This window comes from Methyloterricola oryzae, assembly GCF_000934725.1.
Classification (GTDB): Bacteria; Pseudomonadota; Gammaproteobacteria; order Methylococcales; family Methylococcaceae; genus Methyloterricola; species Methyloterricola oryzae.
On record NZ_JYNS01000004.1, the window covers coordinates 24,853 to 46,536 of the forward strand.

A 21,684-nucleotide genomic window follows, 5' to 3' on the forward strand; every position below is an offset into this window, starting at 1 on the left:
CGGGCTCGCCAGGACAGTTCACGGCGTCCCGGCACGGGGTACGCGCAGCAATCGCCTTGCGTCCGCGGCCAGATTCTCCCACCACGGCCCGCAAGGCTCCGATGCACCGCATCCGGACCCAACGACCCCGAGGAGGCCGACATGAAAGCGCCGCCACCCCCGAACCAACCGCCAGAGCACGAACGCCGCGACCGATTACTGAAGGAACGCGTGCACGATACCTACAAAGCGCGGCTAAAGCCGCAGGAGCCGTCGGTCTGCGCCCAGTGCGGAGCCGTGTTCCACCAGGGCCGCTGGCAGTGGCTCGCAGCCCCCGAAGCCTTCGGCAGCACCTTGTGCCCGGCCTGCCAGCGCATCCAGGACAAGGTACCTGCCGGTCACCTCTGCGTCAGCGGCGAATTCGCCCGCGCTCACCACGAGGAAATCATAAATCTGATCCGCCATGTGGAGCAGCACCAAGCCCGGGAGCATCCCCTGCACCGGATAATGAATGTGGAGACCTCGGGTGAAGAACTGCACATCACCTTCACGGACCCCCACCTAGCCCGCGGGGTCGCCGAAGCCTTGCACAGTGCCTACCAGGGTGAGATGGAATTTTCCTATGCCAACGAGGAACCGATGCTGCGGGTCCGTTGGAAAAGATAACGGCCCGCCGTACCCTCGGTTCATCGGGCCGAACGGGCTCACGCGCAGACTGCATAGCGGCCGGAATAAAGAAGGCCGTGCAAGCACGGCCTTGAGGAAGGAGTTGTGCGGAGCGGAGCCCCGCCTTTTCTTTTGGTTCTTTCAGTCGCCGCGTCCACGCTTGCCAACCAACTGAATTTCCTGCGCGGTAGGGGCAGTGTGCCGGCTTACCGCTGTTGCCTAATAAGGAGCAAAGGGCATGCCATAAGCCCCATCTCCAGACATTTCGGGCTTTGCGCCTATACTTAACGGCAATCCACTGACAGAAGTGTCAAAAACGGCTGACACTTCTGTCATGACAGCCGTAACAGGCGGCGAGTCGCCCCTTACCCAACATGGATCGAATGGCGTCGACGATCACCCTGCATTCCCTGCTGGAAACCCACGACCAGCCTTTTTGCGTGATTGATGCCTCGCTGCGGGTGATCGCGGTCAATCACGCCTACGAAACCCTGTTCGCCAGGAATCGCGATACCCTCGTCGGACAACCCTGCTGCCATCTCGCCGGCGATGAGCATGACGAGCATCAGCCCTGCCGGCACCAGCGGATGTTTCGGGATCTCGAGCCCTACCAGATCATCCATTCAGTCACCGATGGCGTGGACCAATCCCGCAGTTTTCGGGTTCGCGGCTTCCCGCTGGTGGACAGCGGCAGTCATCTCTTTCTCGGTGAATCCATCCTGCCCGTGGGCTTCAGCGGCGCCTTGGGCCAGTCTGCCATGGCGGGCGAATGCCCACGCTTTCGGCAACTGCTGGAACGGCTCACATTGGCGGCGGGCAGCCTTGCCCCGGTACTGCTGGAAGGCGAAACAGGCACGGGCAAGGAACTGGCCGCGCAATTCATACATGCCCACTCAACTCGGGCGAGCGGCCAACTGGTGGTGGTGGATTGCACGGTGCTGGGCGAGGCGCTTTTCGAGAGCGAACTATTCGGCCACGAAAGAGGCGCCTTTACCGGGTCGGCAGGTTCCAAGCCTGGCCTGTTCGAACTGGCTCACCAGGGCACCCTGTTCCTGGATGAGATCGGCGAACTTCCGCTGACACAACAGCCCAAGCTGCTGCGCGCGCTGGAATCGGGATCCTTCCGCCGCGTCGGCGGCACCGAGACGCGCAAGGCCGACGTGCGCGTGATCAGCGCCAGCCACCGTGATCTCGCCGCGATGGTACAAGCGGGGACTTTCCGCGCCGACCTCTACTACCGGCTCGCCGTCTTGCCCGTCGCAGTACCGGCGCTACGGGAGCGCGGCGGCGACATTCCTGTCATAGCCCGGCACTTGCTCGCTCAAATCGGCGCCTCCGTAGGGCGTCAACTGAGCTTATCTCTCGCCGCCGCAGAAAGGCTGCAGCAGCACGCCTTTCCCGGCAATATCCGGGAATTGCGCAATGCCTTGCAGTTGGCGGCGGCCCTGGCTCCCTTCGGCCGCATCGAAGCGGAGCATGTGGTGCTTGGCACCAGGGGCGGCGCCCATGCCGCCACGGCGCCACGGGAGGGCAGACCGGCTGCGTCGCCCAACCCTCTGGACGAACTGGAGATGTCCTACCTGAAGGAGCTGCTGCGGCGCCACCACGGCAACCGGAAGCTGGCCGCCGAGGAAATGAACGTCAGCGAGCGCACCTTTTACCGCAAGCTCAAACGTTATCACCTGAATGACGCGCATGAGCATTGACACCGGCAAACTTGGCCTGATCGACGCCCTGTGGGCGCTGGATGTAACGGGAAAACACCCGGAGGATTTCAATGCGCCGCACGATATGCGCGAGCGCATTCAGGGAGCCCAGCAACTGCCGCCGCTGCCGGAAATGGCCCAGCGCGTGCTCGCTCTCAAGAGCGACCCTAAGGCCGACGCACGCAAGCTTGCCCAGATCGTCGAACTGGACCCGAGCCTCGCGGGACAGGTGATCCGCTGGTCCAATTCCGCGCGTTACGGCTTCCAGAGCCGCATTCTTTCGGTGAAGGACGCCATCACCCTGGCCTTGGGTTACGAACAGGTTTTCAACCTGGCCCTGGCACTGAGCGCAATCCGTCCCTTCCAGGTGCCGGTGGAAGGCCCTTTGGGTAAACGATTTTTCTGGCGACAGACCCTGGCCGGGTCCGCCCTGATGCAGAAATTACTGTACCTTAGCTCGCTGGAGGCGCGTCCGGATGCGAGCGCGCTGCACCTCGTCTATCTGCTGCACAACATCGGCCACCTGCTGCTGGCCCATTTGTTCCGTGCGGAGTTCGATTATCTGCGCTGCAGCATCAGCGCCAATCCGGATGCCCGGTTGATTGCCCTGGAGCGCTATCTGCTGGACGTGGATCATGGACAGATTGGCGCCTGGCTGATGGCCAGCTGGCGCATGCCGGAGCTGATCCAGACGGTCACCCTGCATCACCACAATCCCTATTATCGCGGCGAGCACCAGGAAATGGTCTGGCTTACCTGTCTGACTGACCGCCTACTCGGCAAGATCGGCATCGGGGACGCCCGCAATTGTTCACCCACCAACTCGCATCTCTTGAACCGCCTGGGCATGGAGCCGGACAAGGCGGAAGAGCGACTTGTGGAAATCGAGGACGCCCTTACCGAACTCGATGAGGCCGTCGAGGCCTTGTGCGGCAACGAGAGCACATAGTCGCGCGCCGGCCGGGCCGTCAGGCATCCCGGCGCACTTCGAAATCTCCGAACTCATCACGCGCGGGTTCTTCGAACGACTCCAGGCTGTCCACCCGGGCCCGGGCCGGCCCATGGGCGCACCAGCTCCGCAGCCTGTCGACGGCGCGGGCCTCGCCCTGAGCCAGGATTTCAACCCGGCCGTCGGACAGATTCCGCACCCAGCCCACCAACCCCAAGGCGCGTGCCTGATCCTGCGTGGCGGCGCGAAAGAACACGCCCTGCACCCTGCCTTCCACCACGATACGCTCGCGTTTGACTTCCAACACTCGACATCCCGGCACGGTTCCCCGAGGCGCCACCCTGACCAAACCTACCCTATCGCCACCCGCCAAAGCGGCGTTATGATGACTTCACAATGTCTGAACTCAACGATCCCCGCGTTCTGTTCGCAGCGGAACGCACCCTGCTGGCCTGGAGCCGTACCAGCCTGACCCTCATGGGCTTTGGCTTCGTACTGGAGCGCTTTGGCCTGTTCCTGAAGTTCATGGTGCCGGGAAGGGCCATCGTCGATGACCACAATGCGTCCGCCTGGATCGGGTTGAGCTTCATCCTGCTGGGCTGCGCCTTTCTCCTGCTGTCATCGCGGCAGTACCGTCAGGTGCTGAAAACGCTGGCGCCGCCGGAAATACCGGAGCGCTACTCCCCTTACCTGCCCTTGCTTCTCAACCTGTGCCTGCTGATGATGGGCGTGACCCTGAGCGCCTACGTCATCTATTCGGTCTGCGCTCAATGAGCGCGCCCAAGTCCATGTTCAGACGGGCCCCGGCGCTGTTCTGCCTTGCCTTGGCGGTGAGTTCGAACTGTTGGGCGGAATCCCTCTCGCGGCAGTTGCAGAACCTGGCGCAAACCCACCAGTTTCGGCTGGAAGGCCTCGATCGGCTGAACCGGGAACCGGGCCGGCCGGTCGAGGGCGACCTACGGGAGCAGGTGCAGGATCTGCTGTCCAATTACAACTACGTGCTCATCCAAGGTACCGGCGGACGCATTGAACGGGTTTCCATCACCAGCCTCAAGGACCCCAGCGCAAAGCCCCGCTTCAGTCCGGTAGTGGCCACGACCCGCTATGGCAGCCACCATCAGGTGCAGGCCAGGGTTACCGGCCCCTCCGGCCAGGCGGCGGAAGTCACGCTGCTGGTGGACACCGGAGCCACCACCCTGGTGCTGCCGGAATCCATGATCGAAACCCTGGGCTTCGACCCGGCCAGCCTGCGGCCCGCCGTTAGCCAAACCGCCAGCGATACGGTGAACATCCGCATCGGCACCCTGCCCTCCGTCCAGGTCGGCCAGGTGGTGGCCGAGAATGTCGACGTCAGCTTCTTCCCCGACCAGCGACTCAACGGCGCCATGCTGCTGGGCATGAGCTTTCTCAACCGCTACCGGTTCTCTCTGGACGACGAAAACAGCGAACTGACCCTGATCGCCAAATAAGTCGCCAATACGCCTAGGGCAACAGGGTGAAATTCGGGCTCACGACACTGCCGAGCACCTTCCCGGAAGCTCCCTTGAGCAGCACGCGCACCTTGCTTTTCCCGTAGGTCTTGGTCAAAGCTGGCACGGTCCAGGCGTAGCTGCCGGGATTACCCTGAAGCTTCGCCAGCTTCTTCCAGGCCTTGCCGCCGTTGAGGCTGTAAGCCAGTTCCACTTTGCGCACCGCCCCCTTGGTAGCGAAGGTCTCCCAGATGATGTTCAGAACGTGGCCTGAATTGACCACTTCGCCGCCCACCGGCGTCTTCATGCTGATGACCTGGATGGTGAAAGCCTTGGCCGAGCGCACGCTGCCTATCTCCAGACCGTCCTGATTGAATCCGGTAACACGCAGCAGGGATTTGCTCTGGTTGCCGGTCACTGCCGGAACACTCCAGGGGTAGGTGGTCTCCGAAAGACCCGTGGCGATTTTCTTCCAGCTCGTGCCGCCATTCAGCGAATAATCCAGGCGGTAGCTCACCACATCGCCGGGGATCCCGCCTTGCAGATCCCATGACACCTGATACAGTGACCCGGCCGGCAAGGTCTCGCCGCCATCGGGTGCGACCAGGGTCAGGGTTCCGGGGTATGTGATCTTCACCTTGGTGTTGACTTGCAGCGAGCTGCCGGGGTTGTTGCTCCAGTCGAGCTGAGCCTGGTTCTTGCTCGTCCCGAGCCTCGACGGAACCACGACCAGCTCCACCGTAGCACTGGAACCACCCGCCAGCGTTCCCAGATCGCAGTTCACCACCGCATCCACCGGTGCGCAGCTACCCGTGCTGGGCGTTGCGGACACCAGGGTCGCGCCCTCGGGCAGGGCGTCGGCGAGCGAGACGCCCTTGGCAGCACTCCCGCCCTTGTTCTGAACCGTCATGACATAGGTCAACTCCGCCCCGGCGCTCACCGTTTTCGGTGTGGCCTTCACATTCAGGGAGAGCGTGGCGAATTGGGTGGAAAAGTCGACGAATTGACCCCAGATGGTGGAAACGGTATCGCTGATGCGCCGCGACCACACCACCAGCCCCAGGTTATCGCGCTGGTAAACCGCCACCGCCGCCCGGCCGCTGACCGTGGCCGTCTCGGATACCTTGAACACGGCGCTGCCGCCGCTCAGACTGGCCGGCAAGAACTGGCCCATCAGATGGCCCTTGTTCGCATTGGCTGCCCCGGCCTCGATCCAGGCCGCGAGATAGCGCTTGCGCGCGTTCGAATAGGCGATCACGGGAGACGCCGCATTATTGCGCAGGGCACGGTTGCCACCGGCCAAACTGCCGTCGCCGTTCACCAGTTGCGCCTTCAAGCGGGTGCCCCCATCGTTCCAGGCCACCAGGAACTGGCCTCCGACCGGCAGCACCTGTGGAAGGGTCTGGGCGCCAGCCGCCGCGGAAACGGAAACCGTATCACTGACCTGCAGGCCATTGGAATCCAACAGGCGCGAAATGATATCGGACGCGCTGGCCAGGCTCGTCTCCAAGGCGAGCAGGTAACGTCCCGCGTCGCCATTGAAAGCAAGTGCGGGACTGCGCGTCACCTGCCCGATGGGGCCCATCTGGGTGACCGTGCCCAGCGCCACTCCCGCATTGGTCAAAAGGAGCCCGAATGTGTTCACATTGCCGGCGCCGTTCCAGACCACAAAATAGCGGTTGGAGTTAGCGTCGTAGCTCACCACGGGCGCGGTCTGGCTATTGGCCCGGATCAAGGCGATCTCGGTTCCGCGCGGCACACCCCCTGCACCGATGCGTTGAGCGAAGATCCCCGGGTCCTGACTCTGGTTTTCGCTCCGCTCGTAAACCACCAGGAACTCATTGTCCGCCGTGTTATAGGCGACTGAAGGCGTGCTTCCGCCGAGGATGGTGTCCGCGTCGAAGGCCGGCGTCACGGTGATCGTATCCGTCAGGAAGGACCCGTCCGAGGCGACCAGGCGTGCGGCCACCGTTGTCACGTTGCGTGTGACGGTTTCCCCGCCAATGACCACGGATGCCGAATCGGAACGGCTCCATGCCACCAGGAAAGTACCCGCTTCCGGGTTGACGGCAACCGCGGGTGCGCTATCCAGACTGGTCCCCGCGGATAGCGCGAAATTCGCCCCAACCGCCTGCACGGTTGCAGCGCCGACCGCCTGCGCCACAAACAGGATCAAGACCAGCAGACCGGTTTGAAGCATTGGGTAAGGCAATGATTTCATAACTCTCCCTTGCGATTCCATGATTCCACACGCGCTAATCTAGTGGAGAGCCGAGCCCCACTTCAAGCCCTTTGTGCAACCTGGCTCTGATATAATCCCGACCCATGCCCGGTCCCCGACACCGCCCTCGACCGCACGCCAGACCGCCGCACGGAATCCGCGAGATCCGGGGCGTGTCGGCTTGCGCGCCGGTCCCTCTCCGCGCCTGACCGCAGGGATTCGACATGGCGGAGCATATCCTCTTTCTTACCGGCAAGCTGGCTGAAAAGCAGTTGCGCCAGGTGCTTGCGGACATGGAGCCGGAGTTCCAGTACACGGTGCATCAGCTGGGCGTCAGCGTGGCGGCCCTGATGACCGCGGACATGATTCGAAGGCGTCTGAAAGACACTTACGGTGCCGACCGCGTGCTGGTCCCCGGCCGTTGCCGGGGCGATCTGGACCAACTCTCCGCGGCGATGGGCCTGCCCTTCGAACGTGGACCGGAGGAACTGCGGGACCTGCCCGAATTCTTCGGCAAGAAGGCCCGGAAGCCCTCGCTGGACCGCTACGATCTGCTGATATTCGCCGAGATCACCGATGCGCCGCGCCTGCCCGTCGATGCGATCCTGCGCCAGGCCCGCGATTACCGGCGCGACGGAGCGGATGTCATCGACTTGGGCTGTCTGCCGGCGACGCCTTTCGATCACATGGAAACCGCCATCGCCGCCCTGCGCGTGGAAGGCTTCAAAGTCAGCGTCGACTCCCTGGAGAACGACGACCTGTTGCGCGGCGGACGCGCCGGTGCCGATTACCTGCTGAGCCTGCACGAGGACAGCCTGTGGATAGCCGACGAGGTCGCCGCCACCCCGGTGCTGATTCCCGCCCGGCACGGCGACCTCGACAGCCTGGACCGCGCCGTGGCCGCCATGCTCGCCAGAAACCGCGATTTTCTGCTCGACCCCATCCTCGACCCCATACATTTCGGCTTCAGCGACTCCCTGGTACGCTACCACGAGACCCGGCGCCGCCACCCCGATGCCGCAATCATGATGGGGGTGGGCAACCTGACCGAACTGACGCATGCGGACACCATCGGCATCAACGCCATGCTGCTCGGCATCTGCTCGGAACTGAACGTGGGCGCGATTCTCACCACCCAGGTCAGCAAGCACGCGCGCCGCGCGGTGCGCGAGGCCGATCTGGCCCGGCGCATCCTGTTCGCCGCGCGAGAGTTGAACACCTTGCCCAAGCATATCGACGACGGCCTGATGGCCCTGCACGGGCGCGCGCCCTTTCCCTATTCGAGGGCCGAACTGGAAGAGCTCTGGGCCCAAATCAAGGACCCCAGCTTCCGTATCCAAACCAGCCCGGAGGGCATGCACATTTTCAACCGCGACGGCTTCCATACCGCTACCGACCCCTTCGACCTGTTTCCCCATCTGGGCGTCGAGCACGATGGTGGCCACGCCTTCTATCTGGGCGTCGAACTGGGCCGGGCGCAGATCGCCTGGCAATTGGGCAAGCGCTACACCCAGGATGAAGCCCTGGACTGGGGCTGCGCGGTGGAGACGCAGGAGAGCGCGGTCGACCCGCACGTCTACAAAGCCGCCGGCACTACCCTGAAAAAGCACAAGGACGAACCATGATCCTGGAAACCATCATCACCAGCCTGTCGCCCGACGGCACAGCCTATCTCGCGCCCATGGGTGTGCACGCGGTGAACGGCGAGATGCTCATCATGCCCTACCGGCCCTCCAGGACCCTGGACAATATTCTCGCCACGGGGCACGCCGTCATGAACCACACCGACGATGTCCGCCTGTTTGCCGGCTGCCTGACAGGCCGCCGTGATTGGCCGGTAACGGCTACGGAGCGCGTGCCGGGCTGGCGCCTTGCCTGCGCCCTCAGCCATGCCGAACTGGAACTGGTGAGCATGGAAGAGCATGAACTGCGCCCCAAGCTGCACTGCCGCGTAGTGCATGAAGCCAACCATGCGCCCTTTCGCGGCTTCAACCGCGCCCAGTTTGCGGTGCTGGAGGCGGCGATCCTGGCCAGCCGTGTGGGTATGCTGCCTTGGGAAAAAATCGCGGCCGAACTGGCCTATTTGCGCATCGGACTGGAGAAGACCGCCGGGGAGCGCGAGAACGAGGCCTGGTCCTGGCTGATGGAAAAATTCGACGCCTTCCGGCAAGGACAAGTCCAGGAGACCGAAATCCCATGACCGGCATGCTGGCCAGCGTAGCCAACCTGGCGGAGGCCCGTCTGGCGGCAGCGGCCGGGGCCGATATCATTGACCTGAAGGCCCCGCGCTTCGGCGCGCTGGGCGCCCTGCCGGTCAGCGAGGTGCGACTCATCGTCACCGAGCTGCGCGGCCAAAGGCCCATCAGCGCCACCGTGGGTGATTTGCCCATGTGCCCGTCTACGGTGTTCGCAGCCGTGCAGGAGATGGCCGCAACCGGCGTCGATTACGTCAAGATCGGCTTTTTTCCCGAAGGCGATTGGGATGGCACGCTGGAAATCCTCCGATCCATGGCCGCCGCCGGGGTTTCCCTGGTAGCCGTGCTGTTCGCCGACCAACCCGCGGAGTTGGACTGGCTGCCGCGCCTGGCTAAAGCGGGGTTTGCCGGCGCCATGCTGGACACCATGGATAAGGACCGCGGCTCCCTCACCGAAGTGCGCGACGCTGAATTCTTGCGCGCGTTCGTAAACCAGGCGCAGGCGCACGGGCTGCTCTGCGGGCTCGCGGGCTCGCTGCGCGCCAGGGACATCGTTCCCCTGCGCGAACTGGCGCCTGATTACCTGGGCTTCCGCGGAGCCCTGTGTCATGGTGCGCGGCGCGTGGCGGAGATCGATGTCAACGCGCTGCAATACATCCGCGCCATGCTGCACGCATCCACCGCAACTGCCTGACGAGGCCGAGCCATGCTCTACGAAACCCTGCGTACGCTGCTGTTTCGCCTGGACCCCGAGACCGCCCACACCATCGGTCTTGTCTCTATGGAGCAAATGGCCCGTTTGGGCCCGCTGAATCCCTTGCGCCAGCGCCTTGCCGCCAAACCGGTCACCGTCATGGGCCTGGACTTCCCCAATCCGGTGGGGTTGGCGGCCGGCATGGACAAGGACGGTATTTGCCTGGAGGGGCTCGCCGCCATCGGCTTCGGCTTCATCGAAGTGGGTACCGTGACGCCCAGGCCGCAGCCCGGCAACCCCAAGCCACGCCTGTTCCGCCTGGTGGAGCAGGACGCGCTCATCAACCGCATGGGCTTCAACAACCAAGGCGTGGATGCGCTCATTGAGCGCCTGCGGCGGCGGCGTTACCAGGGGATACTCGGCATCAACATCGGCAAGAATTTGACGACACCGGTCGAAAACGCCTTGGACGATTACCGCGCCGGGCTGCGCAAGGTCTACGCCCACGCCGATTACGTGACGGTCAATATTTCATCGCCCAACACGCCGGGTCTGCGCAACCTGCAGAGCGGTGAACATTTCCGCCTTCTGCTGGCGGGACTCCAGGAGGAACGGGAAGCCCTCGCCCAGGCACAGGGGCGCCGTGTACCCATTGCCGTGAAGATCGCCCCGGACCTAGAAGCGGACGAGATCGCCCGCCTCGCCGAACTGATGGTGGCGCACGGTATGGATGCCGTCATCGCCACCAATACCACCCTGTCCCGGGCCGGGGTCGAAGGCTCGCCCCTGGCCGGGGAAGCCGGGGGCCTGAGCGGAAGACCGCTGTTGGAGAAATCGACCCAGGTCGTGGCAAGGCTCTCCGCAAATCTGGCCGGGGCTTTGCCCATCATCGCCTGCGGCGGCATCTTCAGCGCGGCTGACGCGCAAGCGAAGCTCCAGGCCGGGGCCAGCCTGGTGCAGATCTACACCGGTTTCATCTACCGCGGACCGGCACTGGTCAAGGAAATCGTCAAAACCTGCGCATGATTGCTGGCCAGGACTACTTTGGCTGCAGGGGATGCACGATCACCTCGCCTAGGACACCGCCGCGTTTCATGCACTCACTGTAAGCCGCCTCATCGAAACGGCTATCCAGACGCGCCTGTGAATCCGCGACCTGCATGGTCTGAGTAGCTGCCCTGCGGCAGCGCAGCGCCACCTGGAAATAGGGATCCTGCTCAGGGCTCGGCGGAGCCCAGCCCCGGGCTTCCATACACTGGCGGTATTTCGACGGGTCCATCCCGAGTTCCACAGGCAGGTCCATGCGCGCCGTACCCGTTCGGACGCGAACAGTGCTCACCGCCTGGCTGGCGCGACTGCATTGGCCCGCGTCGCTCAGATAGTCCCGGCCCGAAGGCTGGGACTTGGTCGGCGTGCCACAACCCGCCAGGCTGAGCATGAGAAGTACGCCAATCGCCCTGCGCCTAATCGCGAGGCGGGAGAGTTCGTCAGGCATCCGGATCGAACATGTCATGCTTGATGCTGTGGCGGTTGGCGATCAGTTCTTCCAGGCTCGGCTGATCGCGCATGGCGCGTTGGATAGCCAGTTTGGTGGCCTCATAATTGGTGCGGTACAGGTCCTTTTCGTCCAGATTGGGATCTTTCACGCATTCAGGGTCCAGCCAGATCAGGGAGATGATGCATAAGTGGTTGGCCTGATCCCGCGGAATGATGCCCTCGATCACACAATCCAGCACCGCATCGGCCGTCGCCGACTGCACCACGCCACCAAACAGGTTGATGTAGGCGCTGCTCTTGATGGTGACCTTGGGGACCATCATGGTCGCCGGCCGCACCATCTGGTTGCAGGCGCGGATGGCGAACATCCGGGTATGCCCGGCGGTCTGCCCCATCATATTGGCGAACGCCTGACCGACAGGACCGTTGACGTGCCCGATCAGCACTTCGGGCATCGCGTCGGTGTACTGGCCTTCAGCCGCCAGTACGGTGGCTTCGCCGGTCTTGAAAAGAAACTCTGACATATGGACCTCCCTATTGTTGTGTGTAGCGTCAATACCGCCGCAGGGGCCTGCGGCGGTCGGTCGAACCAGCCCAGGGATTTAGGGCAGGCACTTGATTTTAAGTGAATTAATGTTCTGGTGATAGTTGAGTTCGCCCAGGTGGTGCTCCATCTGGCCCGGCGCGAAGCTTATATCCTGATCGGAGTAGCCTTTCGGATCGCCACCCCAATTTCGAATAGCGTCGCCGTGATAGGGTTGTTCGGATGGCGCCTCCTGGAAATGCTCCAGCCGGTAGGCAATCACCTGGGCCTTGGGTCCGACCTTCAGGCTGTCGATGCGGTTGCTCCAGTCTTCGCCGGCCAGTTTGCCCAGACTCAGCAGTTCCGCCGGCCCGTCGATGCGCACGTGCGCCCCCTCGAAATTGGTTTTGTCATAGATGTCCAGCCAGCAGTCACCGCTCGCCAGGGCCGCATTGCTTCCCGCCAAAAGGCACACGCCCAGGCATGCCAGTGGGGTGGATATCGATCTCGCTGTGGGATGCATAACCATCTCCTCTTCTTTGCGCCGGTCCGAGTCCGGCGGTGGTTGCAGCATAATCCTGCCCCCCAGGTTTTCCAAGAGTACTTCCTGGCGTCTCGAGGCACTCCCACGCACCACGGGCGCTATACTCTCGGCCAGACAACCACCATCCGAGTCAACGCATGGCACACACCCAAAGCATCAGCCTAAAGGCGCAGTTGGCCCGTGCTGTCCTTTTGCTCTGCACGAGCATCGGCGCGTCGCACGCGGAGATGGAAGCATCTGGGCTTACAGAGGAATCACCAGCGCTCCGGGACACTCGGGTCAAGGTGGTGCTACCCCGAGACCTCGCCGGCAACTACATGGGCGATGGGGAAATCAACGGGACCGATGTGCGATTTTTGGTGGACACCGGGGCCAGCATGGTGGTCGTGCCCGAGGGCATTGCCAGGCGCATCGGCCTGAGAAAAGGCAAGGCTATGAACTTCAGGACCGGTGGCGGTCTTGTCACGCACTACGCAACAGAACTGGACACGCTGCGCATTGGCCGTATCCAGATCAGCGACACGCCGGCGGCGATCAATCCTGAAATGAAGGAAGAATTCGTGCTTCTGGGCATGAGCGCGCTCAGCCTGCTGCAGTTCAGCCAGGAAGGCGACAATCTGGTCCTGAGTTACGATGCAGGGCCCAGCGCGACTCCCCCGCCGGCCGCATCGGACCCCCGCTTTCAGCGGTCGTTGAACGACTGTATGGGAAAAGGCAAGGTGATCGACGAGAAGACCCTGGCTTGTCTTAAGGGCGGCCGTTAAGGCCGACTTCTGCGCCTTTCGCAGCCCGCATTCTGTAATGAGAAGGGCCTGGCGCCCGAATCCGAAGCGGCAAGAACGCTAAAGGCCCAGCACCACCGCCAGCATCACCAGGGACATGAACACGGATATGGTGAGGAGGATCGCCGCCTGCACTTTCTTGGCTTCATTACGCAGCCCCAGCAATCCCATAACGATACCCACCGGAGGGATGAACAGGGTCGCGCCGATCAGGCCCACCATCTCGGAAAAACTCCAGCGGCTTCCTTTCGGCGCAGCGCCGGACGACAGCGCATCAACCGGCTTGCCACAGGCCGTACAAACCGTCGCAGTATCTTTCAACTCCTTACCGCAGTAACGACAAAACATTGACCAACCTCTTGCAAAATTGCACGCACTCGAACCAACCCGTTCGGGCTTAGACCGCCGTTGCCGGCGAGAGAGGATAGCCTAAGCCCACCACGCTTTCCATAGGTCCGCACCGCGGCGCGCAGTTAGCATATAAATACCTATTGCTACAAGGACGTTTTTTGGAAATAATAAATTGCCGATTACGCCCAGAGCCTGATGTGTGAGTGAATCCGTCTGGCGTGCCGTCGCGAAGTGAGCAGGACGGCAGATCGGCCCCGTTCATGGATGGAGGTCAATAGTCATCGAGCGTTAATCTTTTTTGGAGGGTGCACTATGTCTCAAAACGAAATGTACGGTCGCAGTCAGAACGTGTTCAAGGTCAAAGCCTCCACCGGCGGGGGGCTGTCGAGCGGACCGCAGGCGGGAGGAACCACCCGGTCCGTGGAGACATTTCTTGCGACCGGTCTTGGCAGCCGCGGCGGCCCCAACAAGGCATCCAACAAGTTCACACGGTGCCCGAGCTCATATCCCAAGTTTTGAGCTCACTAGCGTTTCAGTACAGATCGCCAAAGCCCTGAGGCTCGCGCTTGCATGCGCTTCCCTTCAGAGGGAATGAACGCATGCTGTGCTGAGTGGCAATAAAACGATTATTTGGCGCCGGCGGACTCCCAGAGATCTGCCACGAGCAGGTCCGACCGGCGCGACTCTCTTTCCCACCATTCGTGTCACACTCTCAGCCTAGCGATCCTTCCCGCCCGACGCGCCCGAGCACTTAAAGCTAGCCGGCGTGCACGTCTCGGTTCTCTGCGGGACATAATTCCCACCAGGAGTTCCCATACCCACCTGCTTTTTCGGACAATAGCAGGCTTTACCTGGCCAAACCGCAACACCTGCCGTCCAAATAGCACTCGATGATGAACGCCAGCAACACAGCGGGGCTTGCCATGCCCCGATACATGGTCGGCATCGACCTTGGGACCACCCACACCGTCGTGGCCTATGCCGACACGGTAAAACGGGGAAACGCCAAGATCGAACTGTTCCAACTCGAACAACTGATCGCCCCGGGCCAGGTGGACCGACGCCCCCTGCTCCCATCGACGCGCTATCACCCCGCCCAGGGGGAACTAAGCGAGACGGACATGCGTTTGCCCTGGACCGCAGGCGAACTCTGCCAAGACGCCATTTTCGGAACCTGGGCGCGTGAACTGGGCGCCAAGTCCCACGGACGCCTGGTCACCAGCGCCAAGAGCTGGCTCTGCCACGCGGCCGTGGATCGCACCGCCGCCATCCTGCCCTGGGGCGCCCCGGCGGACGCGGCCCGAGTATCCCCGCTGGAAGCCAGCGCCAGTTATCTTTCCTATGTGCGGGCAGCCTGGAATCACCAGCAGCCGCAACATCCGCTGGAGGCCCAGGAGGTCATTCTGACCCTGCCCGCGTCCTTCGACGAATCCGCACGCGCCCTGACCCTGGAAGCGGCCCGCCTGGCCGGACTAAGGGATGTGCAGTTGCTCGAGGAACCGCAAGCCGCCTGCTATGACTGGCTATGGCGGCACCGAAAGAGCCTGCGGCGCAGCCTCTCCGGAGTCAATCTGCTGCTGATTGTCGACGTCGGCGGCGGCACCACCGACCTGACCCTGATCCGGGTGGAGCATGGAGAAGACGCGCGCCCGGAACTGACCCGAATCGGCGTCGGCAACCACCTCATGCTCGGCGGGGACAATATCGACCTGACCCTGGCGCACCGGCTCGAACAGCGGCTCGTGCCCGAAGGACAGAAGCTCACCGCCGCGCAATTGGCGCAGTTGGTGGAGCAGTGCCGTTCAGCCAAGGAGCGCCTGCTCGCCGGCGATGGTACGGAATCGGCCAGCGTCACTCTGCTGGGCGGGGGCTCCCGTCTCGTCGGCGGGGCACGCAGCACGGCGCTCAGCGCAAGCGAGGTAAGCCAGGTAGTCCTGGATGGCTTCTTTCCTCTCGTCCCCCTGGACCAGCGACCGGAGCGTCGCCGCAGTGCGGTGGTCGAGTTCGGGCTGCCCTATGTGGCAGATCCGGCCGTCAGCCGGCACTTGGCTGCCTTCCTCAGCGCGCACGCTGCCGCGCCCGAGGACAGCGAAGACGGCGTCCATGCGCCTGATGCCATTCTGCTCAACGGCGGGGCCTTCCGTAGTCCCCTCATCGAGTCACGGGTTCTGGACTTGCTGGAATCCTGGATCGGTCGCCGACCCAAGCAGCTCAAGAATGACCGTCCGGATCTGGCGGTCGCCTACGGCGCGGTGGCCTATGCGATGGCGCGGCATGGCCTGGGCGTCGGCCGCATCGGCGGCGGATCCCCGCGCAGTTTTTTCCTTTTGGTGGACACGGACGGCGAAGGGCGTGAAGGCGTGTGCCTATTACCCAAGGGATGCGAGGAAGGCCGGGAAATCGTCCTCGAAGGGCGCAGTTTCGCGTTGCGCCTGGGACAGCCGGTGCGTTTCCACCTCGTTTCAAGCGCCGGTGAGGTGAATTGCCAGCCCGGCGAAATGGTGGCCTTGGACGATCCCGACTTTGTCCACTTGCCTCCCCTGGCCGTAGCCTTCCGCGAAAACGAAGGCGCGCAGCCAGGGAACGTAAGGGTTCGTTTGTCCGCCACCCTGAGCGAAATCGGCACCCTGTCGCTTCAGTGTATCGCCGAGGATGACCCGGAGCGCCGCTGGGACGTGGAATTCCAGTTGCGAGGCCAGGACGAAAGCCGTGGAGCCGACGACCCCGACGACCAGACGCATCCACGCCTGAACGAAGCGGTCGCGCTTATCCAGAAAGTCTTCGGCAAGAAAGCCAAGGAGGCTGACCCCAAAGCCGTTCGCGGTCTACGCGGCGAACTGGAAAAGCGCCTGGGCAAACGCGATGAATGGGACACCAAGCTGTTGCGCGAACTGTCCGCACCGTTGCTTGACGGGATGCCGCACCGGCGCCGTACCGCCGAACACGAAAGATTGTGGCTGAGCCTTACCGGCTACTGTCTACGGCCGGGCTTTGGGGTGGCTCTGGATGACTGGCGAGTCGAACGTCTCTGGCCGATCTATGAATCCGGTATCCAGCATGTGAACGAAGCGCAGAATTGGGCGGAGTGGTGGACGCTGTGGCGCAGAGTTTGCGGCGGTCTCGGCTCGACCGAGCAAACTCGGATCTTCCAGGACCTGTCCGACTTCATCGACCCTCGCGCCATCAAGCGCGGCAATCTGGCCACTTTGGCGCGCAAGCGCGCCTTCGAGGACATGCTCCGCCTTGCCGCGACGCTGGAACGCCTGTCCCCAGTCACCAAGGTGGAGTTGGGCGGCTGGCTGCTGGAGCGATTGCAGAAGGGCGGTGACGCGCCCGCCGAAATCTGGTGGGCCCTGGGCAGAATTGGCTCCAGAATTCCTTTCCATGGCAGTTCCCACGAAGTGGTGCCGGTCGACGCGGCGGAGGCCTGGTTAGGCGAGTTGCTGAAACTGGACTGGAAGAAGCAACCCCTGGCGGGCTTTGCCGCGACGCTCATGGCACGGCTGTGCGAAGACCGGGAACGTGATGTGAGTGCGGAACTGCGCGCCCAGGTAGTAGCCACGCTACAGGCGGCCAAGGCCCCCGAAACCTGGGTAGCGATGGTGAAGCACTATGTGCATCTGGACCAGGCCGACTCGAAACGCGCCTTCGGGGAGGCATTGCCTCCTGGACTCAAGCTACTGGTGTGAGGGCTCTGAAAGGGTCGCCCAAGACTGGGCGGAACCCGATGCGCTATAGGTAGGTGGGGCGGGAAAACCCGAGGTGATAAATCCATTCCCAAGTAAATCGACTTTGCTGGGTGGGTACCGACGTCGTTTGTTCTAATTTTCTGAACGCCAGCAGCATTCCCACACAGCAAAGCCCAATTGACAGTCTCTCCTCCTGATTTCTTATTCTTTTTCCTCTGGTGCTTTTATCGTTCCCTTGCACGCTTTCACGTACGGAACGACATTTTCTTATTTTGCTTTGGAGATCTGCTTTTCTACTTCGGCCTTGGTCTGAGAATAGGCGTCGTAGGGAACACTCTCCATCTCACGGCCCTTCAGCATGAACACCAGACCGACCGCGATTACGATGATGCCTCCAATGTAGAGCCAGAAGTTATCTTTCTCGTTGTTTTCCATTTTTTGTACCCTCATAAGATCTAGTCATTGAAACATCGACGTCGGGAAAGACCGTCGCCTTTACTTCGCAAGGCTTATGCCCTGCAACCTCGTGAGGAGTGATGCCGGTGAGGACATCCCCCATCCGCGCAAGCATTCTAAAAATGAAAACAGTCATATTCAAGCGATCTTGTTGACTTTTTTTACATTGTTTTTGTCGAAATTTCTTAAGTCCTTGAATAGGCTTATTTTTATAGTTATCATCAGTTAAAACTTATGGATTACAACTCTGACCTTCCCAATTTCATGGGGTTTCCACCGGTCGTGGATACAGAACGGCGAGGCGTTTGAGCAAGCGTTTGGCGGGTTTGAGCATCTCGCTGTCGGCATTTTCCAGCATTCCCGCCACGATGCCGGGCACATCCTCCGTGCCGTCCACGACGATGGCGCCCACCATGCGTGCCCGCCAGTGCTGCGGGCACCGGAATACATAGACGCCTTCCGTGGCAATGACATAATCGACGTCCGCCCCAAGACTTGAATTCAGACCTTCGGCGCCTTGCGGCCACATGGCATCGATGGACTCGACGGCATGGGGAACCATCTTGCGGAAGGCGATGACGTCGCCTATACGCGCATGGATGATCTCCGGCTGAAAGCGAACCCCTTCGCCCTTGATTTCATAAGTTTGAGCCTGGCCCCCGAGCGGCACGCCACACAGCAAGCAAGCCAGAGCCAGCATTCGATATGCGATCAATTGACACCTCTCCAATACGGACTCCCAGCAACGTCCAAGCCCGCGCCAAGGCAGGCCACAGCGCCAATCGGTAGACGCACCCGACTGGCTCGCGCGTTCAGTTCCCATTCAGCGATTGCCAGGCACACTGACCTCGCGTCGCGATGTCCAAAGCTACCCCGGTGCAAAGGCAGTTTTATGCCCGCGCGCTTCTTCATCCGGCGCTACGCTGGCCGGCGACACTCGGCTTCAAGTGACCGGGACAAGAGGAATTTTCCACTTGGTCAAATTCACCGCAAGGCTATAGAATTACGCGCGGTCCGGTTAGCGATTAACAACTAAAGGACCCTGACTGGAATCACGAGAAGCGAATGGCTTGCCGTGGCGATTCCGAAGGAATTTACTTGATTTCCCATGCTAGGAGGAAACTGATGAGCAAAAAAATCATAACTGCGGTCGGCGCCGGCGCTGTCCTGCTGTTCGCGGCTCAAAGCGCCTTCGCGGTCGAAGAGGCCATCTCGAAGGGTAGAAAGGTCTACGAGCGCGGTGGCTGCGAAGCCTGCCACGGGCCGGGTGCGGAAGGCGGCGGCGCGTTCCCCAACCTCGTCAACGGACTGAAGGCCCTCTCCAAGGAACAGTTCGCCGCCACTGTCACGAACGGAAAAGGCGCCATGCGCGCATTCAAGGACAACAAGATGGTCATGGACGGCATGGACAACCTCTACGCCTACCTGAAGGCCCGCTCCGACGGCACCGTTCCCGGCGGCAAGCTGGAATAATCCGGCATCTTCGTTTGCCTCCCGGGCCCGTCATGGGCGCGGGAGGCAATCCAACCCTTCCCTTCCCCGAGCGCAGCACGCTCAGTTTCCGGATTAGCGTTTCCTCGGCGGGTCTTGATCGGCTGCCGTAACCTCGGCATCTCCATAAAGCTCACTGTCCTTGTAAAGGCCATGCGCATGGCGCAGCAGCACCATGACCACGGAGGCCAAGGGTAGCGCCATCAGAACACCCAAGAATCCGAACAACTGGCCTCCCGCCAGCACGGCGAAAATCACCGCCACCGGGTGCAAGCCGATCTTGTCGCCGACCAGCCAAGGCGTGAGCACGACCCCTTCCAACACGTGCCCGACGGCAAAAACCCCCAACACCGGCAACACTGCCCAGAATTCCCCCATCTGCGATACGGCCGCCACGGAGGCCGACACCACACCGACCGCGGCCCCCAGGTACGGTACGAAACTCACCAACCCTGCGGTCACACCCAACAGCAGGGCCAGATCCAGGCCAACCAGCCACAATCCGATGCTGTATAGCGTGCCCAAGGCCAGCATCACCGAGAACTGCCCCCGCAGGAAAGCGCTCAGAACTTCATCCGCCTCGCGGGCCAGACCCTTTGCCGTGGGCGCCCAGGGGCGCGGCAGCAGCTCGGCGATATGCGCCACCAGCACATCCCAATCTCGCAGCAGGTAGAAGGTCACCACAGGGATCAGAAGCAGGTTCATGATCCAGGAAAGCAGTACCGCCCCCGAATGCGAGAGCGACTTGGCCACGGCCGTGGCGACGCCTCCGGCTTCCTGCCAGTAAGCGCCCAGCAGAGAGGCCACCTGATCCAGTCCACCACCCAGGTTGATTTGGACACCGAAGCGGTTCCGCAGCCAGGGCAAGGCGGAAGTCTTGAACCAGGCGGCGAAGGCGGGCAGGTTGTCCAGCAGGCGGCCGACCTGGGCTTCCAGGAGGGGCAACAGGAATAGCAGGGCCAGAATCGCGGCCAGAGCCACCACCAGGAAAACCACGATCACCGCGGTCTGCCGTTTCAGGCCCGCCGCCTCCAGGCGATCCGCCAGAGGATCGTTGAGGTAGGCAAGCAAAGCGCCGGCCACGAAGGGCGTGAGGATCGGCGCCAAGAGATAGATCAGCCAGGCGGATGCCCCCAGGCCTGTCAGGATGAACCAGCGGCGGGAATCGCTCACGCCCGGGCCTTATTCACGAGTTGACAGGCAAATCGGCCGGCTGCTAGTTGGAAGCCACGGCCAGGCTGCACTGGATACGCTTGCGCCCCAGTTGCTTGCACGCCTGGGCCGCGTCATTCCGGTCCAGCCCCTTGAAGTAGGCCACGTAACTGGTCTTGCCATGCCGTGAAATGGCCGCCTTGCTATGCCGCAGGGCCGTTGGGGCCGCTTTCATGGCCTGACTCAGCCGCTGCTCCGCCTGTTTTTCATTCTTGAACTGGCCCACGCGTACATGCCAAGAACTCGACGCCTGCTTGCTCTGGTTAGCCTCCTGGCTGTTCTTGGGCGCCGGTGATCGCGCCTGTGTCCGACGGGCATAGCGCAGCATATCCTGCTCATCCGTCACGTTGGGCGGACGCCGCAACAGGGTGGGCACATCCGAAGGTTGCATCAGCGCATAGCGCTGGACCGGCTCGCGACCTTCCAGACGGTCGAAGCCATCATCGAGGATGTCGCGCATGTGCGCATCACGCCGCGAGTGGGTGCTGCCGCCGAACACCACGCCGATCAGGCGGCTGCCATTGCGCTTGGCGGATGCAACCAGATTGAACCCGGAAGCGTTGACGAACCCGGTCTTGATCCCGTCGGCGCCCGGATAGTTCTTCAGCAGATGGTTGTGATTGTGAAAGCTGCTTCCACCGAAATTGAAATGGTCGGTGGAAAAATAGGGATAGTATTCCGGGAAATCCTTCAGCAAGGCCTTGCCCAGCCGGAACATATCCCAGGCCGTGGTCACCTGGTCCGGATTGGGCAAACCCGAGGCGTTGTAGAACACGCTGTTGTTCATGCCCAACTGGCGCGCCTTGGCGTTCATCATGGCGGCGAAGCCCGGTTCGGAACCGCCCAGGGATTCGGCCAGCACGGTGGCTGCGTCGTTGGCGGATTGGGTGACCAGCGCCAGGATGGCCTCTTCCACGGCGATGGTTTCCCCGGCACGAAGACCGATCCGCGAGGGCGGCCTCGACACAGCGTAGCGCGAGGCCACGAGGCGGTCGTCCAGGGATATCTGCTTGCGAGCCAGCGCCTCGAAGGTCAGGTACAGCGTCATCATCTTGGTGAGTGAGGCGGGATGGCGCAGTTCCTCGGCATTCTGCGAGAACAGCACCCGCTCCGATTCCACTTCTACCACCAGTGCGGAATAAGGTCCCGCCGTCGCATTACCAACCAGCAAGGCGGAAACAATCAGGACGAGTGCAAGGGCGAACCCATGGCGAATACGGCGATGTGACAACATTGCTTCCTTAGCATTTCAAAGTTTGA

At 62.2% G+C, this 21,684-nt stretch carries 22 protein-coding genes; 12 read left to right on the forward strand and 10 right to left on the reverse strand.

The window, feature by feature from the left end; genetic code table 11:
• Window positions 1-141 precede the first annotated feature (141 nt).
• From EK23_RS07515 to EK23_RS07525, 3 genes are all read left to right on the forward strand, one after another.
• Entirely contained in the window at window positions 142-645 is a 504-nt protein-coding gene (locus tag EK23_RS07515) for a BCAM0308 family protein (RefSeq protein ID WP_045224739.1), read from the forward strand.
• A 383-nt stretch (window positions 646-1,028) separates the two neighbouring features.
• Window positions 1,029-2,351, forward strand: coding sequence for a sigma-54 interaction domain-containing protein (locus EK23_RS07520; RefSeq protein ID WP_045224740.1), 1,323 nt, complete (start codon window positions 1,029-1,031; stop codon window positions 2,349-2,351).
• A complete protein-coding gene (locus tag EK23_RS07525) occupies window positions 2,341-3,300 on the forward strand; it encodes an HDOD domain-containing protein (RefSeq protein ID WP_052808022.1) in 960 nt (319 codons plus the stop codon). Before EK23_RS07520 ends, EK23_RS07525 begins: the two co-directional genes overlap by 11 nt.
• A gap of 19 nt (window positions 3,301-3,319) precedes the next feature.
• Here EK23_RS07525 and EK23_RS07530 read toward each other — a convergent pair whose 3' ends face one another.
• A complete protein-coding gene (locus EK23_RS07530; RefSeq protein WP_052808023.1) occupies window positions 3,320-3,607 on the reverse strand; it encodes an acylphosphatase in 288 nt (95 codons plus the stop codon).
• 89 nt (window positions 3,608-3,696) lie between these two features.
• Between EK23_RS07530 and EK23_RS07535 the strand changes: the two genes are divergently transcribed.
• On the forward strand, window positions 3,697-4,074 hold the full coding sequence (locus EK23_RS07535; RefSeq protein WP_045224741.1) for a YidH family protein: 378 nt from the start codon (window positions 3,697-3,699) through the stop codon (window positions 4,072-4,074).
• A 14-nt stretch (window positions 4,075-4,088) separates the two neighbouring features.
• Window positions 4,089-4,769 carry a retropepsin-like aspartic protease family protein gene (locus EK23_RS07540; protein WP_158002464.1) on the forward strand — a complete coding sequence of 227 codons (681 nt, stop codon included), beginning with the start codon at window positions 4,089-4,091 and terminating at the stop codon, window positions 4,767-4,769.
• A gap of 13 nt (window positions 4,770-4,782) precedes the next feature.
• Here the strand turns inward: EK23_RS07540 and EK23_RS07545 are convergent, their stop codons facing one another.
• A complete protein-coding gene (locus EK23_RS07545) occupies window positions 4,783-6,990 on the reverse strand; it encodes a DUF11 domain-containing protein (RefSeq protein WP_158002465.1) in 2,208 nt (735 codons plus the stop codon).
• Window positions 6,991-7,214: 224 nt separating this feature from the next.
• On the opposite strand from EK23_RS07545, the gene EK23_RS07550 reads away from it, so the two are divergent.
• From EK23_RS07550 to EK23_RS07565, 4 genes are read left to right on the forward strand one after another with little or no spacing between them, the layout of a single operon-like run.
• Window positions 7,215-8,615, forward strand: a complete 1,401-nt coding sequence (locus tag EK23_RS07550) for a DUF6513 domain-containing protein (RefSeq protein ID WP_045224744.1) — start codon at window positions 7,215-7,217, stop codon at window positions 8,613-8,615.
• Window positions 8,612-9,190: a DUF447 domain-containing protein gene (locus EK23_RS07555; RefSeq protein ID WP_045224745.1), complete on the forward strand. Its 579-nt coding sequence runs from the start codon at window positions 8,612-8,614 to the stop codon at window positions 9,188-9,190. The genes EK23_RS07550 and EK23_RS07555 overlap by 4 nt, the downstream gene beginning before the upstream one ends.
• The gene (locus EK23_RS07560; RefSeq protein WP_045224746.1) at window positions 9,187-9,879 is read left to right on the forward strand and encodes a (5-formylfuran-3-yl)methyl phosphate synthase; all 693 of its coding nucleotides are present in this window, start codon (window positions 9,187-9,189) and stop codon (window positions 9,877-9,879) included. The genes EK23_RS07555 and EK23_RS07560 overlap by 4 nt, the downstream gene beginning before the upstream one ends.
• Window positions 9,880-9,891: 12 nt before the next feature.
• Window positions 9,892-10,905, forward strand: a complete 1,014-nt coding sequence (locus EK23_RS07565) for a quinone-dependent dihydroorotate dehydrogenase (RefSeq protein WP_045224747.1) — start codon at window positions 9,892-9,894, stop codon at window positions 10,903-10,905.
• A gap of 13 nt (window positions 10,906-10,918) precedes the next feature.
• Here EK23_RS07565 and EK23_RS07570 read toward each other — a convergent pair whose 3' ends face one another.
• From EK23_RS07570 to EK23_RS07580, 3 genes are all read right to left on the reverse strand, one after another.
• On the reverse strand, window positions 10,919-11,317 hold the full coding sequence (locus tag EK23_RS07570) for a hypothetical protein (protein ID WP_145998592.1): 399 nt from the start codon (window positions 11,315-11,317) through the stop codon (window positions 10,919-10,921).
• A 49-nt stretch (window positions 11,318-11,366) separates the two neighbouring features.
• Entirely contained in the window at window positions 11,367-11,900 is a 534-nt protein-coding gene (gene fae, locus EK23_RS07575) for a formaldehyde-activating enzyme (RefSeq protein ID WP_045224749.1), read from the reverse strand.
• A gap of 78 nt (window positions 11,901-11,978) precedes the next feature.
• On the reverse strand, window positions 11,979-12,422 hold the full coding sequence (locus EK23_RS07580; protein ID WP_145998593.1) for a beta/gamma crystallin domain-containing protein: 444 nt from the start codon (window positions 12,420-12,422) through the stop codon (window positions 11,979-11,981).
• A gap of 158 nt (window positions 12,423-12,580) precedes the next feature.
• Here EK23_RS07580 and EK23_RS07585 point away from each other — a divergent pair, with 158 nt between their 5' ends.
• Window positions 12,581-13,207: a retropepsin-like aspartic protease family protein gene (locus tag EK23_RS07585; protein WP_082054026.1), complete on the forward strand. Its 627-nt coding sequence runs from the start codon at window positions 12,581-12,583 to the stop codon at window positions 13,205-13,207.
• 78 nt (window positions 13,208-13,285) lie between these two features.
• Here EK23_RS07585 and EK23_RS22410 read toward each other — a convergent pair whose 3' ends face one another.
• The gene (locus tag EK23_RS22410; RefSeq protein WP_082054027.1) at window positions 13,286-13,573 is read right to left on the reverse strand and encodes a zinc ribbon domain-containing protein; all 288 of its coding nucleotides are present in this window, start codon (window positions 13,571-13,573) and stop codon (window positions 13,286-13,288) included.
• Window positions 13,574-14,499: 926 nt separating this feature from the next.
• Between EK23_RS22410 and EK23_RS07595 the strand changes: the two genes are divergently transcribed.
• Window positions 14,500-17,265 (forward strand): Hsp70 family protein, encoded by a 2,766-nt coding sequence (locus EK23_RS07595; RefSeq protein ID WP_235281954.1) that lies wholly within the window; start codon window positions 14,500-14,502, stop codon window positions 17,263-17,265.
• A gap of 267 nt (window positions 17,266-17,532) precedes the next feature.
• On the opposite strand, the gene EK23_RS23895 is transcribed toward EK23_RS07595, so the two are convergent.
• The gene (locus EK23_RS23895) at window positions 17,533-17,700 is read right to left on the reverse strand and encodes a hypothetical protein (RefSeq protein WP_200892117.1); all 168 of its coding nucleotides are present in this window, start codon (window positions 17,698-17,700) and stop codon (window positions 17,533-17,535) included.
• A 283-nt stretch (window positions 17,701-17,983) separates the two neighbouring features.
• Window positions 17,984-18,436, reverse strand: a complete 453-nt coding sequence (locus EK23_RS07600; protein ID WP_145998594.1) for a plastocyanin/azurin family copper-binding protein — start codon at window positions 18,434-18,436, stop codon at window positions 17,984-17,986.
• A gap of 410 nt (window positions 18,437-18,846) precedes the next feature.
• Between EK23_RS07600 and EK23_RS07605 the strand changes: the two genes are divergently transcribed.
• The gene (locus EK23_RS07605; protein WP_045224753.1) at window positions 18,847-19,194 is read left to right on the forward strand and encodes a c-type cytochrome; all 348 of its coding nucleotides are present in this window, start codon (window positions 18,847-18,849) and stop codon (window positions 19,192-19,194) included.
• A 93-nt stretch (window positions 19,195-19,287) separates the two neighbouring features.
• Here EK23_RS07605 and EK23_RS07610 read toward each other — a convergent pair whose 3' ends face one another.
• Both EK23_RS07610 and EK23_RS07615 read right to left on the reverse strand, forming a co-directional pair.
• Window positions 19,288-20,385, reverse strand: a complete 1,098-nt coding sequence (locus tag EK23_RS07610; protein WP_045224754.1) for an AI-2E family transporter — start codon at window positions 20,383-20,385, stop codon at window positions 19,288-19,290.
• A 43-nt stretch (window positions 20,386-20,428) separates the two neighbouring features.
• On the reverse strand, window positions 20,429-21,658 hold the full coding sequence (locus EK23_RS07615; protein WP_045224755.1) for a D-alanyl-D-alanine carboxypeptidase: 1,230 nt from the start codon (window positions 21,656-21,658) through the stop codon (window positions 20,429-20,431).
• Window positions 21,659-21,684: the final 26 nt, after the last annotated feature.

Bases quoted from the DNA above. Each gene is read 5' to 3' on its own strand.
- EK23_RS07580 (WP_145998593.1), bottom strand. From the start codon at position 12,422: ATGCATCCCACAGCGAGATCGATATCCACCCCACTGGCATGCCTGGGC.
- EK23_RS07520 (WP_045224740.1), top strand. From the start codon at position 1,029: ATGGCGTCGACGATCACCCTGCATTCCCTGCTGGAAACCCACGACCAG.
- EK23_RS07535 (WP_045224741.1), top strand. From the start codon at position 3,697: ATGTCTGAACTCAACGATCCCCGCGTTCTGTTCGCAGCGGAACGCACC.
- EK23_RS07555 (WP_045224745.1), top strand. From the start codon at position 8,612: ATGATCCTGGAAACCATCATCACCAGCCTGTCGCCCGACGGCACAGCC.
- EK23_RS07605 (WP_045224753.1), top strand. From the start codon at position 18,847: ATGAGCAAAAAAATCATAACTGCGGTCGGCGCCGGCGCTGTCCTGCTG.
- EK23_RS07560 (WP_045224746.1), top strand. From the start codon at position 9,187: ATGACCGGCATGCTGGCCAGCGTAGCCAACCTGGCGGAGGCCCGTCTG.
- EK23_RS23895 (WP_200892117.1), bottom strand. From the start codon at position 17,700: ATGGAAAACAACGAGAAAGATAACTTCTGGCTCTACATTGGAGGCATC.
- fae (WP_045224749.1), bottom strand. From the start codon at position 11,900: ATGTCAGAGTTTCTTTTCAAGACCGGCGAAGCCACCGTACTGGCGGCT.
- EK23_RS07595 (WP_235281954.1), top strand. From the start codon at position 14,500: ATGCCCCGATACATGGTCGGCATCGACCTTGGGACCACCCACACCGTC.
- EK23_RS07540 (WP_158002464.1), top strand. From the start codon at position 4,089: ATGTTCAGACGGGCCCCGGCGCTGTTCTGCCTTGCCTTGGCGGTGAGT.
- EK23_RS07565 (WP_045224747.1), top strand. From the start codon at position 9,892: ATGCTCTACGAAACCCTGCGTACGCTGCTGTTTCGCCTGGACCCCGAG.
- EK23_RS07585 (WP_082054026.1), top strand. From the start codon at position 12,581: ATGGCACACACCCAAAGCATCAGCCTAAAGGCGCAGTTGGCCCGTGCT.
- EK23_RS07615 (WP_045224755.1), bottom strand. From the start codon at position 21,658: ATGTTGTCACATCGCCGTATTCGCCATGGGTTCGCCCTTGCACTCGTC.
- EK23_RS07545 (WP_158002465.1), bottom strand. From the start codon at position 6,990: ATGAAATCATTGCCTTACCCAATGCTTCAAACCGGTCTGCTGGTCTTG.
- EK23_RS22410 (WP_082054027.1), bottom strand. From the start codon at position 13,573: ATGTTTTGTCGTTACTGCGGTAAGGAGTTGAAAGATACTGCGACGGTT.
- EK23_RS07550 (WP_045224744.1), top strand. From the start codon at position 7,215: ATGGCGGAGCATATCCTCTTTCTTACCGGCAAGCTGGCTGAAAAGCAG.
- EK23_RS07570 (WP_145998592.1), bottom strand. From the start codon at position 11,317: ATGCTCAGCCTGGCGGGTTGTGGCACGCCGACCAAGTCCCAGCCTTCG.
- EK23_RS07515 (WP_045224739.1), top strand. From the start codon at position 142: ATGAAAGCGCCGCCACCCCCGAACCAACCGCCAGAGCACGAACGCCGC.
- EK23_RS07525 (WP_052808022.1), top strand. From the start codon at position 2,341: ATGAGCATTGACACCGGCAAACTTGGCCTGATCGACGCCCTGTGGGCG.